This is a genomic window from Thermopolyspora flexuosa (assembly GCF_006716785.1).
Taxonomy (GTDB): domain Bacteria; phylum Actinomycetota; class Actinomycetes; order Streptosporangiales; family Streptosporangiaceae; genus Thermopolyspora; species Thermopolyspora flexuosa.
On the sequence record NZ_VFPQ01000001.1, the window covers coordinates 2,496,613 to 2,510,366 of the forward strand.

At 71.9% G+C, this 13,754-nt stretch carries 11 protein-coding genes; all 11 read left to right on the plus strand.

The window, feature by feature from the left end:
• The first annotated feature begins 89 nt into the window (after positions 1-89).
• Positions 90-1,853: a proteasome ATPase gene (gene arc, locus FHX40_RS10490; RefSeq protein ID WP_142259432.1), complete on the plus strand. Its 1,764-nt coding sequence runs from the start codon at positions 90-92 to the stop codon at positions 1,851-1,853.
• A gap of 255 nt (positions 1,854-2,108) precedes the next feature.
• Positions 2,109-3,377: an acyltransferase family protein gene (locus tag FHX40_RS10495; RefSeq protein ID WP_142259433.1), complete on the plus strand. Its 1,269-nt coding sequence runs from the start codon at positions 2,109-2,111 to the stop codon at positions 3,375-3,377.
• Positions 3,378-3,632: 255 nt separating this feature from the next.
• Positions 3,633-5,150, plus strand: a complete 1,518-nt coding sequence (gene dop / locus FHX40_RS10500; RefSeq protein ID WP_142259434.1) for a depupylase/deamidase Dop — start codon at positions 3,633-3,635, stop codon at positions 5,148-5,150.
• 231 nt (positions 5,151-5,381) lie between these two features.
• Positions 5,382-6,800 (plus strand): precorrin-6y C5,15-methyltransferase (decarboxylating) subunit CbiE, encoded by a 1,419-nt coding sequence (cbiE, locus tag FHX40_RS10505; RefSeq protein ID WP_170198790.1) that lies wholly within the window; start codon positions 5,382-5,384, stop codon positions 6,798-6,800.
• A 336-nt stretch (positions 6,801-7,136) separates the two neighbouring features.
• Positions 7,137-7,346, plus strand: coding sequence for a ubiquitin-like protein Pup (locus FHX40_RS10510; RefSeq protein WP_142259435.1), 210 nt, complete (start codon positions 7,137-7,139; stop codon positions 7,344-7,346).
• An 877-nt stretch (positions 7,347-8,223) separates the two neighbouring features.
• Positions 8,224-9,039, plus strand: coding sequence for a proteasome subunit beta (gene prcB, locus FHX40_RS10515; protein ID WP_142259436.1), 816 nt, complete (start codon positions 8,224-8,226; stop codon positions 9,037-9,039).
• Between the two features lie 45 nt (positions 9,040-9,084).
• The gene (gene prcA / locus FHX40_RS10520) at positions 9,085-9,927 is read left to right on the plus strand and encodes a proteasome subunit alpha (RefSeq protein WP_142259437.1); all 843 of its coding nucleotides are present in this window, start codon (positions 9,085-9,087) and stop codon (positions 9,925-9,927) included.
• Positions 9,928-10,013: 86 nt separating this feature from the next.
• The gene (gene pafA, locus FHX40_RS10525) at positions 10,014-11,372 is read left to right on the plus strand and encodes a Pup--protein ligase (protein ID WP_142259438.1); all 1,359 of its coding nucleotides are present in this window, start codon (positions 10,014-10,016) and stop codon (positions 11,370-11,372) included.
• Between the two features lie 195 nt (positions 11,373-11,567).
• Entirely contained in the window at positions 11,568-12,560 is a 993-nt protein-coding gene (locus tag FHX40_RS10530; protein WP_142259439.1) for an FKBP-type peptidyl-prolyl cis-trans isomerase, read from the plus strand.
• A gap of 16 nt (positions 12,561-12,576) precedes the next feature.
• Positions 12,577-13,254 carry a helix-turn-helix transcriptional regulator gene (locus FHX40_RS10535; RefSeq protein WP_142259440.1) on the plus strand — a complete coding sequence of 226 codons (678 nt, stop codon included), beginning with the start codon at positions 12,577-12,579 and terminating at the stop codon, positions 13,252-13,254.
• A gap of 32 nt (positions 13,255-13,286) precedes the next feature.
• Complete coding sequence (locus FHX40_RS10540; protein ID WP_142259441.1) at positions 13,287-13,745, plus strand: DUF3291 domain-containing protein; 459 nt, start codon at positions 13,287-13,289, stop codon at positions 13,743-13,745.
• The last annotated feature ends 9 nt before the right edge of the window (positions 13,746-13,754 follow it).

Sequence of the window (13,754 nt, forward strand, 5' to 3'; positions counted from 1 at the left end):
CACGAACACTGCATGGCCAGGTTACGGATAGCCCTGAGATAGGTAGGGTCTTGAGTAGTCGCCCTCGACTGGGAAGGAGGTGACGGGGCGTGGCAGCTCGCGACGACGCCGAGGCTCGGGCCGCGCAGCGCGAACGGGAGATCGCGGATCTCACAACACAGGTCTCCTTCCTGCAGGAGGAGGTCGCCGCGCTGCGTCGCAAGCTCGCGGAAACCCCCCGTCAGACCAGGGTTTTGGAGGAGCGTCTCCACGAGGCACAGGCGAACCTGGCCGCGGTCACGGCCCAGAACGAACGTCTTGTGGCAACCCTCAAGGAGGCCAGGGACCAGATCGTCGCCCTCAAGGAGGAGGTCGACCGGCTCGCCCAGCCCCCGTCCGGATTCGGGGTGTTCCTGGACGCGCGGGACGACGGCACCGTCGAGGTGTTCACCGGCGGCCGCAAGCTGCGGGTGAACGTCAGCCCGTCGGTCGACGTCAAGTCGCTCAAGCGTGGCCAGGAGGTCATGCTCAACGAGGCCCTCAACGTGGTCGAGGCCCTCGGCTTCGAGCGCGTGGGCGAGATCGTGATGCTCAAGGAGCTGCTGGAGGACGGCGAGCGGGCGCTGGTGATCTCGCACGCCGACGAGGAGCGCGTGGTCCGCCTCGCCGACTCGCTGATCGACCAGCCGCTCCGGGCCGGGGACTCGCTGCTGCTGGAGCCCCGCTCCGGCTACGTGTACGAGCGCATCCCCAAGGCCGAGGTCGAGGAGCTCGTGCTGGAGGAGGTCCCCGACATCACCTACGACGAGATCGGTGGCCTCTCCCGGCAGATCGAGCAGATCCGGGACGCGATCGAACTCCCGTACCTGCACGCGGACCTGTTCAAGGAGCACAAGCTCCGCCCGCCCAAGGGCGTGCTGCTGTACGGCCCGCCCGGTTGCGGTAAGACGCTCATCGCCAAGGCCGTGGCCAACTCGCTCGCCAAGCAGGTGGCGGCGAAGACCGGCCAGTCCGGCAAGAGCTTCTTCCTCAACATCAAGGGCCCGGAGCTGCTCAACAAGTACGTCGGCGAGACCGAGCGGCACATCCGCCTGGTGTTCCAGCGGGCGCGCGAGAAGGCCTCCGAGGGCACCCCGGTGATCGTGTTCTTCGACGAGATGGACTCGATCTTCCGGACCCGTGGCTCGGGCGTCTCCTCGGACGTGGAGAACACGATCGTCCCGCAGCTGCTGTCGGAGATCGACGGCGTCGAGGGCCTGGAGAACGTGATCGTCATCGGCGCCTCCAACCGGGAGGACATGATCGACCCGGCGATCCTGCGGCCGGGCCGGCTCGACGTCAAGATCAAGATCGAGCGGCCGGACGCCGAGGCGGCCAAGGACATCTTCTCCAAGTACATCACCCCGGACCTGCCGCTCCACCCGGACGACCTCGCCGAGCACGGCGGGTCGCGGGAGGCGACGGTCCAGGCGATGATCCAGCGGGTCGTCGAGCGGATGTACGCGGAGACCGAGGAGAACCGCTTCCTCGAGGTGACCTACGCCAACGGCGACAAGGAGGTCCTCTACTTCAAGGACTTCAACTCCGGCGCCATGATCCAGAACATCGTCGACCGGGGCAAGAAGATGGCGATCAAGGAGTACCTGGAGACCGGTCAGAAGGGTCTGCGGGTGTCCCACCTGCTCGCCGCCTGCGTCGACGAGTTCAGCGAGAACGAGGACCTGCCGAACACCACCAACCCGGACGATTGGGCCCGCATCTCCGGCAAGAAGGGCGAGCGGATCGTGTACATCCGCACCCTCGTGTCCGGCAAGCAGGGCTCCGAGGCCGGGCGGTCCATCGACACCGTGGCGAACACCGGCCAGTACCTGTAACCGTCAACCGAAGACCTTCCCATCACATGGGCGACCGCACGGGCGGGCGCTGCCCCACACCACGGGGCGCGCCCGCCCTGCGCGTTGTCGCGGCCCGTCGCCGCGCCGCGGCCCCGGCACGACCCCGGGTGATCGCGGGACGGCCCGGGGTGATCGCAGACCGCCTGGGGTAACGCCGCCACGGCGGGCGCGCAACGTTCGTGCAACCTGAGTGACGCCTGGGAACCGTGGTACGGCGCGCGGCGTCAAATCGCCGTGTCTCGCTTTGATCGTCTTTTCGCCGGTCGGGCGGAGTCCCCGGCCGCGGACCGGGCCGGAGCACCCGGGCCGGCCGCGGCAGGGAGCGGACACGCCCGCCTGGAGGAACTCGATCTGCTGAGGTTCCTCGCCGCCCTGGCGGTCGTGGTCTTCCACTACATGGCCGCGAGCAAGTCCCTGTGGGGCGTGCAGCCGACCCGGATCTTCCCCAGCGTGGCCCCGCTGAGCGTGCTCGGCATCCTCGGGGTCGAGCTGTTCTTCGTGATCAGCGGCTTCGTGATCCTCATGAGCGTCATGGGACGCACCGCCGGGGAGTTCGCGATCTCCCGGTTCACCCGGCTCTTCCCGGCCTACTGGTTCAGCGTCCTGGCGATCTTCCTGCTCTACACCCTCACCGACGTGCAGGGGTTCCGGCCGAACCTGTCGCCGACCGACTACGTGGTCAACCTCACCATGCTGCAGCAGGGCCTCGGCGTCGGGCACGCGAGCGGCGTCTACTGGTCGCTCTGGGTGGAGCTGCGGTTCTACGTGATCATGGCGGTGTTCGCCCTGATCGGCATCACCGTCCGGCGCGTGCTGATCTTCATGGCCCTCTGGCTGGTGGCCGCGGCGTACGTCGGCAACCACGAGGCCCCGGTGCTGGAGACCCTGCTCATCCCGCACCACGCGCCGTACTTCGTCGCGGGCATGGGGTTCTACCTCATCCACCGGTACGGCTCCTCGTTCATCACCTGGGCGATCGTCGCCGGCGCCTACGCGTTCGCGCTGCGTGAGGCCACCGAGCGGGTCGCCGGGCGGGTGAAGATGGTCGGCGCCAAGGACTTCCCGGCGCCCGAGTGGGCGGTGATGATCGCGATCACGCTGATCTTCGCGGTGGTGGCGCTCGTCGCGCTCGGCGGGCTGCGGTGGCTGCGCTGGCGCGGCCTGGTCACCCTGGGCGCCCTGACGTACCCGCTCTACCTGCTCCACCAGACCGTCTCGGCGGTGCTCATCCCCGCGCTCGAGGAGCGCATGAACGCCTGGCTGGTGGTCGGCATCACCGTGGGCACCTCGCTCGTCCTGTCCTACGGTGTCTGGCGTTTCATCGAAAAGCCCGCGCAACGTCTCCTTAAACCGCGGTTGGCGGCCTCATTGCATGGACTTCGGGAGCTATCCGCAAAAGTTTCCGAATCACCACCTAAGAAGGATCAGACGCCGCAAAGGGGGTACATACACACAGTTTCCGTCCCGGAACTGTTAGGCCGCGATGGCCGCGGGACGGTCTAGGCTCGAGGGAGAGGCCTCGAGGAGAGGGCGGGAGGTGACCGGTGCGGCAAGCGGCGGTGACGACGCCACGGGTGGCGCCGGAGACGGCGCGCGGCCGCGGCGGCCGGATCCCGGCCGTCGGTCGCGCCGGTTACCATCGGCCGAAACCGCGGATCGGGCTCGGGACCCCGGCATCCGGCGGTCCCGGGCGCGAGAACCGGGGCGGTACGTGCACGGCGCGACGGGGCGCAAAGGGATAGAGGACTGAGGACGCGCATGACCGTAAGGCGAGTGATGGGCATCGAGACCGAGTACGGCATTTCCGTGCCCGGTCAGCCTGGCGCGAACGCGATGGTGACTTCGTCCCAGGTCGTCAACGCCTACCTGGCGGCCTCGGCCGCGCGGGCCCGCCGGGCCCGGTGGGACTTCGAGGAGGAGAACCCGCTGCGGGACGCCCGGGGCTTCGACCTCGCCCGTGAGGTGGCCGATCCCAGCCAGCTCACCGACGAGGACCTGGGCCTGGCGAACGTCATCCTCACCAACGGGGCGAGGCTGTACGTCGACCACGCGCACCCGGAGTACTCCACCCCCGAGTGCACCAACCCGCGGGCGGCGGTGATCTGGGACAAGGCGGGCGAGCGCGTCATGTACGACGCCGCCATGCGGGCCTCGGCCCTGCCGGGCAACGCGCCGATCCAGCTCTACAAGAACAACACCGACAACAAGGGCGCCTCGTACGGCTGTCACGAGAACTACCTGATGCGGCGCGCCACCCCCTTCGCCGACATCGTCCGGCACCTGACCCCGTTCTTCGTCTCCCGCCAGGTGGTGTGCGGGGCCGGCCGGGTCGGGATCGGCCAGGACTCCCGCGGCGAGGGCTTCCAGATCTCCCAGCGCGCCGACTTCTTCGAGGTCGAGGTCGGCCTGGAGACCACGCTGAAGCGGCCGATCATCAACACCCGGGACGAGCCGCACGCCGACCCGGAGAAGTACCGCCGCCTCCACGTGATCATCGGCGACGCCAACATGTCGGAGATCTCCACCTACCTGAAGCTGGGCTCGACCGCCCTCGTGCTGGCGATGATCGAGGACGGCTTCCTCACCACCGACCTGTCGGTGGAGGCCCCGGTGGCGGCGCTGCGCGCGGTCTCCCACGACCCCACCTGCAAGTACCTGATCACGCTGCGCGACGGCCGGAAGATGACCGCGGTGCAGCTGCAGATGGAGTACCTCGAGCAGGCCCGCAAGTACGTCGAGGACCGGTACGGCACGAACGCCGACGAGATGACCAAGGACGTGCTGGCCCGCTGGGAGTCGGTGCTCACCCGGCTCGCCGAGGACCCGATGCAGCTGTCCGGGGAGCTCGACTGGGTGGCGAAGCTGGAGCTGCTCGAGGGCTACCGCTCCCGGGACAACCTGCCCTGGTCCCACCCCCGGCTGCAGCTGGTCGACCTGCAGTACTCCGACATCCGGCCGGACCGCGGGCTGTACAACCGGCTCGTGGCGCGGGGGCGGATGCAGCGGCTGGTGAGCGAGGAGGAGGTGCAGCGGGCGATCGAGACCCCGCCCTCCGACACCCGCGCCTACTTCCGCGGGCGCTGCCTGGCCAAGTACAGCGACTCGGTCGCGGCCGCCTCCTGGGACTCGGTGATCTTCGACATCCCGGGCCGCGAGTCGCTGCAGCGGGTGCCCACCCTGGAGCCGCTGCGCGGCACCAAGGCGCACGTCGGCGAGCTGCTCGACCGCTGCGACACGGCCGCCGAGCTCGTCGCCGCGCTGACCGGCGAGGACTGACCGGCCCCGGCCGGCACGGGCCCCGATCGGCCCCGCGGCCTTCCGGCCGGCGCCGCACCGGGCCCGCCCCCGCCGGGCGGCCCGCGGGCCCGGCCGCCGGGGCCGCGGCCCCGTGCCGGTACCCGGAGGACGAGGAGTCACGTCGGTGCGGATCCGGGCGCGGCGCGGCGACCGGCGGCGTGACGGCGGCCGCCGGGGGCGCGCGGCCGCGCCCGCGGGAGGGACCCAACCATGATCACGGTTATCGGGCTCGACGGGTCGGAGCCGTCCCGGCCGGCCCGTGACCGCCTGGCCGAGGCCGACCTGGTCGTCGGCACCGAGCGCCGGCTCGCCGCCGTACCGGTGCCGGAAAAGGCCCGGCGGGTGGCGGTCAAGGACGTCGCGGAGGCCGTCACGGCGGTGGAGGCCGCCCTGGCGGCCGCTCGCGTGCCCGCGCCCGCGCACGCCCTCGAGGCCGGGCCGGGGCTCGCCGCGGCCGAGCAGGCGGTGTGGACCGCGCCGGGGAGCGTCCGGGTGGCCCTGGGCCGCACCCAGCGGGTCCGGCGCCCGGCGGCCCAGACCGGACAGGGGGCCCAGCGGGCGCTGCCGCGGCGGGCGGACGGCACCGGGCCCGCCGTCGTGGTGCTCGCCGAGGGCGATCCCGGGTTCCTCGGGGTCGTGCGCGCGCTGCGCGACCGCGGGCACACCCCCGAGGTGCTGCCGGCGGTGTCGGTCGTCGCCCGCGCGTTCGCGCGGGTGGGCATCGGCTGGGACGACGCGATCGTGGTCTCCGCGTACGGGGAGGAGGGGTTCCGGCGGGCGGTGAACGTCTGCCGCGCCCACCGCAAGGTCGCGGTGCTCACCGCGCCCGGGGCGGGACCGGCCGAGCTCGCCCGGGCGCTCGCCCCGTCCACGCCCCGGACCTTCGTGGTGTGCGAGAACCTCGGCGGGCCGGACGAGCGGGTGTCCTGGCCGCGGATGGGTGAGGCGACCACGCGCACCTGGGGCGACGTGGACGTGGTGCTCGTGCTCGACCACGGGTGGCGCAGGCAGGTCACCGGGCCCCGCTGGGTCGCCGGCCCGGGCCCGGGGCCGGAGCAGTGGGCGCTGCCCGCCGGCGCGTTCGAGACCGGCGGCGGCCCGCGGCTCGGCCCGGAGGCGCGCGCGCTCGTGCTCGCCCGGCTCGGCCCGCGCCTGGGCGACCTGGTGTGGGACGTGGGCGCGGGCGGCGGCGAGATCGCGGTGGAGTGCGCCCGGCTCGGGGCCGCCGTGGTGGCGGTGGAGCGGGACCGCGCGGCCTGTGAGCGCCTCCGCCGCAACGTGGTGGCGCACGGGGTGAAGGTGATGCTCTCCTGCGGGGACGCCCCGGCCGCGCTGGAGCCGCTGCCCGACCCGGACGCGGTCGTGGTCGGCGGTGGCGGTCCCGCGGTCGTGGCGGCCTGCGCGGCGCGGCGCCCGCGCGTCGTCGTCGCCGTGCTCTCCGCGGCCGACCGGGTTCCGCCGGTGGCGGCGGTGCTGCGCGAGCACGGCTACGCGGCCGAGGGGGTCGCCCTGGAGGCCCGGCCGCTCGCGCTCGCCGGCGGCGCCCCCGGGGACGGGACGGCGGACGCGGGGGAGCGGGCCGGCGAGACGTTCCTGGTGTGGGGGCGGCTGCCGGAACGGGCCGGGTGAGCCGCGCGCCCCGGGGCACGCCGGGTACGGCGGGCCCATGGCGGGCGACCGGGCGGCGGCCGCGGTGCCCGGCCCACGGCGAGGCGGGCGGTGCCGGCGGGCCTGGCACTCCGCGAGCCTCTGATCTACGTTGTAAAGGCGTGGGCGCGCGGCCGCTCCGTGTCCTCCCGCGGATCCCGCATGCCACTTGCGCTCACGCCTCGCCGTCGGGTTGTCTGGCGGGACGCAGCGGAGCCTGTGGGACCGGCGGGAAGATCGCGGAGCGATCCGCGGGGAATATCGTCCGGTTCGGGGAAGATATACGGGACAGGGTCCCCCAAGCTGGAGGTGTCGGAGATGGCAACCAGGGATACCGGCGGTCAGAAGCAGACCAGCCGGCGGGAACAGGAAGTCGAGGAGACCCAGACGCAGGAGGCGTCGGACGTCAAGGAGCGCCACGAGAAGCTCAGCGAGGACGTCGACGCGATCCTCGACGAGATCGACGAGGTCCTGGAGGAGAACGCCGAGGAGTTCGTCCGGTCCTACGTGCAGAAGGGCGGACAGTAGGGCGAGGGACACCCGGCCGCGAGGCCCGCGGAAAGGGGGGTGCGCGGGTGTCCCGGCCGCGCGGTGACCGGCCCGTACGGCCGGCCGTCCGCCGGGCTCGGGCGGGCCGTCCGCACCGCCCTGGACGGTGCCCGCCGCGGTGCCGTACCGCCGCACGGCCGACCGGCACGCCCGCATCGGCGGCCCGAGCCCGCCGACGACCGACCGGTACCGAACACGCCTCGCGACGGCCACGGCGGGGCAGCCTGCGCCCGCTGCGACGTCGCGACCGAGCACGACCACGGCGGTAGCCGTACCGCCGCCGCCGACGACGACGGCGGGGCGGGGCCTCGCCGAGCGCGTTCGCCAGGCGCGTGACGGCGGACCCGCCCCGGAGGACGGCCTCGGGCCCCGGGAGACCACCCGGCCGCGAGGACGTCCGCCGTCCAGCCGCGTCCTCCGGGACGCGGCCGCGCACGTTCGTGCGCACCTGTGCGCGTGCTCCGCGCGCGGGGCAGGGCCTTGCCCGCGCCCACCGGCGCCGAGGTCCTGCGCCGTCGGCGTACGCCGCGCACGCCCACCATGACGCGTCCCGTGGCCTGCGCCATGTCCGTGCCACGCGCGACGCCGGTCCCGTGGCGGACGCGTCCACCCGCCGGAAACGCCCGGAATTTAGCCGACACGCGGCATTTCGCCACGCCGTCTCTCTTACTCGCCGGCAAAAAATCGGTCCGGCGACCCGGAAAATCCACGCGAGCCGACCCCGGCCGTTGCCCATGGGGCCAAACTTCGCCCTGAGCTGATCGGGGCGAGTGCGAGCGGCGCCGCAACATGAGTAGGGTCGGGCGTAGCACTTGGATCGTTTGGAGGGAGTCGCGTGGCACCACAACAGGGCTGGATGAGTCCGATGATGCTCGACACGGGCAGCCCGTCGTTCACGGAGTTCCTCAGCTCCTACGCCCCCCACCTCCTGCCCTGGCGCCGAGGGGTGCCGGCCGAACCGGTCGGGGACCAGATCCCGCACGCGACGACGATCGTCGCCGCGACCTTCGCCGGCGGCGTGGTGATGGCCGGCGACCGGCGGGCGACCTCCGGCAACATGATCTCCCAGCGTGACATCGAGAAGGTGTTCCGCACCGACGAATACTCCTGTGTGGGCATCGCGGGCACCGCGAGCATCGGAATCGAGCTGGCCCGGTTGTACTGCGTGGAGCTGGAGCACTACGAGAAGCGCGAGGGGCGCGTGCTCTCCGCCGAGGGCAAGGCGAACCGGCTCGCCACGATGATCCGCGGCAACCTTCCCATGGCGATGCAGGGGCTGGCGGTCGTGCCGATGTTCGTCGCCTACGACCCCGACCGGGGCGAGGGCCGCATCTTCAGCTACGACGTGGGCGGCGGGCCGTACGAGCAGAAGAACTACGCGGCGATCGGCTCCGGCTCGATCTTCGCCCGGGGCGCGCTGAAGAAGCTCTACCGGGAGAACGCCTCGGCCGAGGACACCGTGCTCGTCTGCCTGCAGGCGCTCTACGACGCGGCCGACGACGACGCCGCCACCGGCGGGCCGGACGTGTACCGGCAGATCTACCCGGTCGTCGCCGTGATCGACGAGGAGGGCTTCCGGCGCCTGTCCGACGAGGAGGTCGAGGCGCACGTGCGGTCCCTGCTGGAAGGCCGCAGCCAGTCCCCGGACGGACCCCACGCCCCGCTGCGATAGGACCCCACCCACGAGGTCGGCCACAACATGTCGAGAGGAACACCGGTGTCCATCCCGTTTGGATATGTCCCCGCCGAGCAGCAGATGCGGGACAAGGCGGACTACGCGCGCAAGGGCATCGCGCGGGGCCGCAGCTCTGTCGTGCTCCAGTACGACAACGGGATCCTGCTCGTCGCGCACAACGCGTCGCGTGCGCTGCACAAGATCAGCGAGATCTACGACCGCATCGGGTTCGCGGCCGTGGGCCGGTACAACGAGTTCGAGGCGCTGCGGCTCGCCGGCATCCGCTACGCCGACATCAACGGCTACAGCTACGACCGGGCCGACGTGACCGGCCGGGGGCTGGCGAACTTCTACGCCCAGCAGCTCGGCATGATCTTCACCGACTCGATCAAGCCGTTCGAGGTGGAGATCGTGGTCGCCGAGGTGGGGAACACCCCCGAGGAGGACCAGATCTACCGGCTCACCTTCGACGGGTCGGTCCAGGACGAGCACGGCGCCATCGCGATGGGCGGCCAGGCCGACGCGGTCGCCGCACGGCTCAAGGACCACTACCGCGAGGGCATGACGCTGGAGGAGGCCCTGCAGGCCGCGCTCGCCGCGCTCACCGAGCCGGGCAACGAGCCGCCGCCGACCAGCCAGCTCGAGGTGGCGATCCTCGACCGCACCCGCCCGCTGCAGCGCAAGTTCCTGCGGCTCACCGGCCGCCGCCTGGAGCGGCTGATCGAGGCGGGCAGGAAGGCCGCCGAGCCCTCCGGCGAGGGCGGCGAGGCCGCCACGGGCGGCCCGGAGGCCCAGGCCACACCGCCCGCGACGCCGCCGGCCACGCCCCCCACGGCACCCCCGACCGCGCCCGAGGGTGAGATCGATACCGGTTCGGGGGAGTAGACCCCTCACTTCGCGGGCACGCCGTACCCAGGTTCCGAACTACAGGATCTTCCGCGCCTTGGGCGTGGGGAGAATAGTGTGAGGTAATGGATCGTCGCATCTTCGGCCTGGAGAACGAGTACGGCGTCACGTGCGTGTTCCGGGGGCAGCGGCGGCTGTCCCCGGACGAGGTGGCCCGCTACCTGTTCCGCAGGGTCGTCTCCTGGGGCCGGTCGAGCAACGTGTTCCTGCGCAACGGCGCCCGTCTCTACCTCGACGTGGGCAGCCACCCCGAGTACGCCACACCCGAGTGTGACAACGTCGTGGAGCTGGTCACGCACGACAAGGCGGGCGAACGCATCCTGGAGGGCCTGCTCGTCGACGCCGAGAAGCGGCTGCGCGAGGAGGGCATCGCCGGGGACATCTACCTGTTCAAGAACAACACCGACTCGGCCGGCAACTCCTACGGCTGCCACGAGAACTACCTGGTCGGGCGGCACGGCGAGTTCGGCCGGCTCGCCGACGTGCTGATCCCGTTCCTGGTGACGCGGCAGATCATCTGCGGGGCGGGCAAGGTGCTCCAGACGCCGCGCGGCGCGGTCTACTGCGTCTCGCAGCGTGCCGAGCACATCTGGGAGGGCGTGTCGTCGGCCACGACACGGTCCCGCCCGATCATCAACACCCGGGACGAGCCGCACGCCGACGCCGAGCGGTTCCGGCGGCTCCACGTCATCGTCGGCGACTCGAACATGAGCGAGACCACCACGCTGCTCAAGGTCGGCTCCACCGACCTGGTGCTGCGCATGGTGGAGGCCGGCGTGGTGATGCGCGATCTCAGCCTGGAGAACCCGATCCGGGCGATCCGCGAGGTCTCCCACGACATGACCGGCCGCCGCCGGGTACGGCTCGCCAACGGGCGTGAGGCGTCCTCCCTGGAGATCCAGCAGGAGTACCTGAGCAAGGCGAAGGACTTCGTGGACCGGCGCGGCGCGGACCCGATCACCACGCGCGTGCTCGACCTGTGGGAGCGCACGCTGCGCGCGGTGGAGACCGGGGACCTCGACCTCGTCGCCCGCGAGATCGACTGGGTCACCAAGTACCAGATGATCGAGCGGTACCGCCGCAAGTACGACCTGCCGCTCTCCTCGCCGCGGGTGGCCCAGCTCGACCTCGCGTACCACGACGTGCACCGCAGGCGCGGGCTGTTCTACCTGCTGCAGAAGCGCGGCGCGGTGGAGCGGGTGTGCTCCGACATCAAGATCTTCGAGGCGAAGTCGGTGCCCCCGCAGACCACCCGGGCGCGGCTGCGCGGCGAGTTCATCCGCCGGGCCCAGGAGAAGCGGCGGGACTTCACCGTCGACTGGGTCCACCTGAAGCTGAACGACCAGGCGCAGCGCACCGTGCTGTGCAAGGACCCGTTCCGCAGCGTGGACGAGCGGGTGGAGAAGCTCATCGCCGGTATGTGACGACTCCGGGGTGAAAGCCCGCTTCCGGGGCCCCGCCCGCCGGTCGCCGTACGGCCCGGCGGGCGGGGCCTCTCGCGTCCGCCGCGGCCCGTCCTCCGTGTCGCGCGGGCGTCGTGCGGCCACCGCGCCCGCCGTCGTCGGGTAGGGTGGCGCCGGACCGCAACCGACAACGACGTTCTTCCGAGGAAAGCATTGATGCGCCGACTGGCCGTTCTCGCCGCCGCCGTTCCGCTGTTGTTCGCCGCCGCCTGCAGTGGCGGCTCGGGAGGCGGTGGTGACGCGTCCCCGAACGCGGGCGTGGCCACGGTCTCGGCCTCCCCGTCCGGCCCGCCGGCCTCCGCCGAGGACCTGAAGGTCAGCGGCAAGAGCGGCGAGAAGCCGGAGGTGACCTTCCCGAAGGGCACGCCGCCGACCACGTCCACCGCCAAGACGGTGATCAACGGCGACGGCGAGGCCGTCAAGGCCGGCGACAACGTCATCGTGAACCTCACCGCCTACACCTGGGACGGCCAGTCGAACTCGCTGGTCGGCTCCACCTACGACGAGGGCTCGCCGCAGGTGCTCAAGGTCGGCGACGAGCTGCCCAAGGTGATCAGCACCGCGTTCCAGCAGGCGAAGGTCGGCGACCGGTTCTTCGCCGTGGTGGCCGCCGACAGCCTCTCCAAGGAGCAGCTCGAGCAGGCCAAGGCGCAGGGCACCGACAAGATGGCGAGCCTGTACGTCATCGACGTGGTGGCCCGGGCCACGGCGAAGGCCGCCTCCGGCAAGGAGGTCAAGGCCGACGTCAAGGGCATCACCCTGGAGAACCCCGGCGGCGACGCCGCGCCGAAGCTGTCCACCAAGACCGGCGAGAAGGCCCCGGCCGAGCTCGTCGCCAAGACCGTGATCAAGGGCGACGGGCCGAAGGTGAAGTCCGGCCAGGGCGTGCTCGTGCACTACGTCGGCAAGATCTGGGGCACCGACAAGGAGTTCGACAGCAGCTGGAACCGGGGCAACCCGGTGATGTTCCAGATCGGCACCGGCCAGGTCATCAAGGGCTGGGACCAGGGCCTGGTCGGCGTCCCGGTGGGCAGCCGCGTGCTGCTGGTGATCCCGCCCAAGCTCGGGTACGGCGAGCAGGGCCAGGGTGACGTGATCAAGGGCACCGACACCCTCGTCTTCGTCGTGGACGTGCTGGGAGCGTACTGAGCGCGGGCGTGACGCCATGACCGCGGACGATCTGGGCGTGCTCGGCGCGCTGCGGGACCCGGTGCGCCGGCGGCTCTACGAGTACGTGGTCGCGCAGGGGCGCGAGGTGAGCCGCGGCGAGGCCGCCGAGGCGGTCGGCATCCAGCGCACCCTCGCCGCGTTCCACCTCGACCGGCTGGTCGAGGCGGGCCTGCTCGAGGCCGGCTCGCGGCGGCTGACCGGGCGCACCGGGCCGGGCAGCGGCCGCCCGGCGAAGGTCTACCGCCGGGCCGCCACCGAGCACCAGGTGAGCGTGCCGCCCCGCGACTACCGCACGCTCGCCCTGCTCCTCGCCGACGTGGTCGCGGCGCTGGAGGCGGACCGGCGGGCCGAGGACGCGGCCCGCCGGGCGGGCGAGTCGATCGGCGCCGCCGAGCCGCGTGACGCCGATCTGGAGGCGGTGCTGGCGGCCCGCGGCTACGAGCCGTACCCCGACGAGCAGGGCGCGCTGCGGCTGCGCAACTGCCCCTTCCACCTCGCCGCCGAGCGGCAGCCGACCCTGGTCTGCGCGATGAACCTCGCGCTGTGCGAGGGCCTGCTCAAGGGGCTGGGCCGGGACGGCGAGGTGGCCGCGGTGCTCGATCCGCGGCCGGGGGAGTGCTGCGTCGCGTTCCGCCCGCCGCCGGAGGACGCTTCTAAAAACAAGAATTATTGACATAGAAGCCCCGGCCGTGGTCGGCTGTGTCCATGCATCTGGCACAGCTGAACGTGGCACGCATGGTCGCGCCCCTCGACTCCCCGGTGATGGCGGACTTCGTGGCCGGCCTCGAGCACATCAACCGGCTCGCCGACTCCTGGCCGGGCTTCGTGTGGCGGCTCAAGGGCAGCGGGCCGACCGGTACCACGCCGGACACCGAGGACGAGCGCGTGCTCGTCAACCTGTCGGTCTGGGAGTCGCGCGAGGCGCTGTGGAGCTACACCTACCGCAGCGAGCACCTGCGGTTCATGCAGCGGCGGCGGGAGTGGTTCGAGCCGCTGCGGCAGCCGCACCTGGTGATGTGGTGGATCCCGCAGGGCGTGATCCCCACCGTGCCGGAGGCGATGGAACGGCTGCGCAGGCTCCGCGAGGAGGGGCCGAGCCCCGAGGCGTTCACCTTCCGGGACTTCTACGAGCCGACGGGGGAGCGGCGCCTCGAGCGCATCTGAGCCGTGCCG

What these genes read in the sequence shown, in the direction of transcription:
- dop (WP_142259434.1), top strand. Translation starts at nt 3,633, where the DNA reads ATGACCGTAAGGCGAGTGATGGGCATCGAGACCGAGTACGGCATTTCC.
- cbiE (WP_170198790.1), top strand. Translation starts at nt 5,382, where the DNA reads ATGATCACGGTTATCGGGCTCGACGGGTCGGAGCCGTCCCGGCCGGCC.
- FHX40_RS10510 (WP_142259435.1), top strand. Translation starts at nt 7,137, where the DNA reads ATGGCAACCAGGGATACCGGCGGTCAGAAGCAGACCAGCCGGCGGGAA.
- prcB (WP_142259436.1), top strand. Translation starts at nt 8,224, where the DNA reads ATGAGTCCGATGATGCTCGACACGGGCAGCCCGTCGTTCACGGAGTTC.
- pafA (WP_142259438.1), top strand. Translation starts at nt 10,014, where the DNA reads ATGGATCGTCGCATCTTCGGCCTGGAGAACGAGTACGGCGTCACGTGC.
- FHX40_RS10530 (WP_142259439.1), top strand. Translation starts at nt 11,568, where the DNA reads ATGCGCCGACTGGCCGTTCTCGCCGCCGCCGTTCCGCTGTTGTTCGCC.
- FHX40_RS10535 (WP_142259440.1), top strand. Translation starts at nt 12,577, where the DNA reads ATGACCGCGGACGATCTGGGCGTGCTCGGCGCGCTGCGGGACCCGGTG.
- FHX40_RS10540 (WP_142259441.1), top strand. Translation starts at nt 13,287, where the DNA reads ATGCATCTGGCACAGCTGAACGTGGCACGCATGGTCGCGCCCCTCGAC.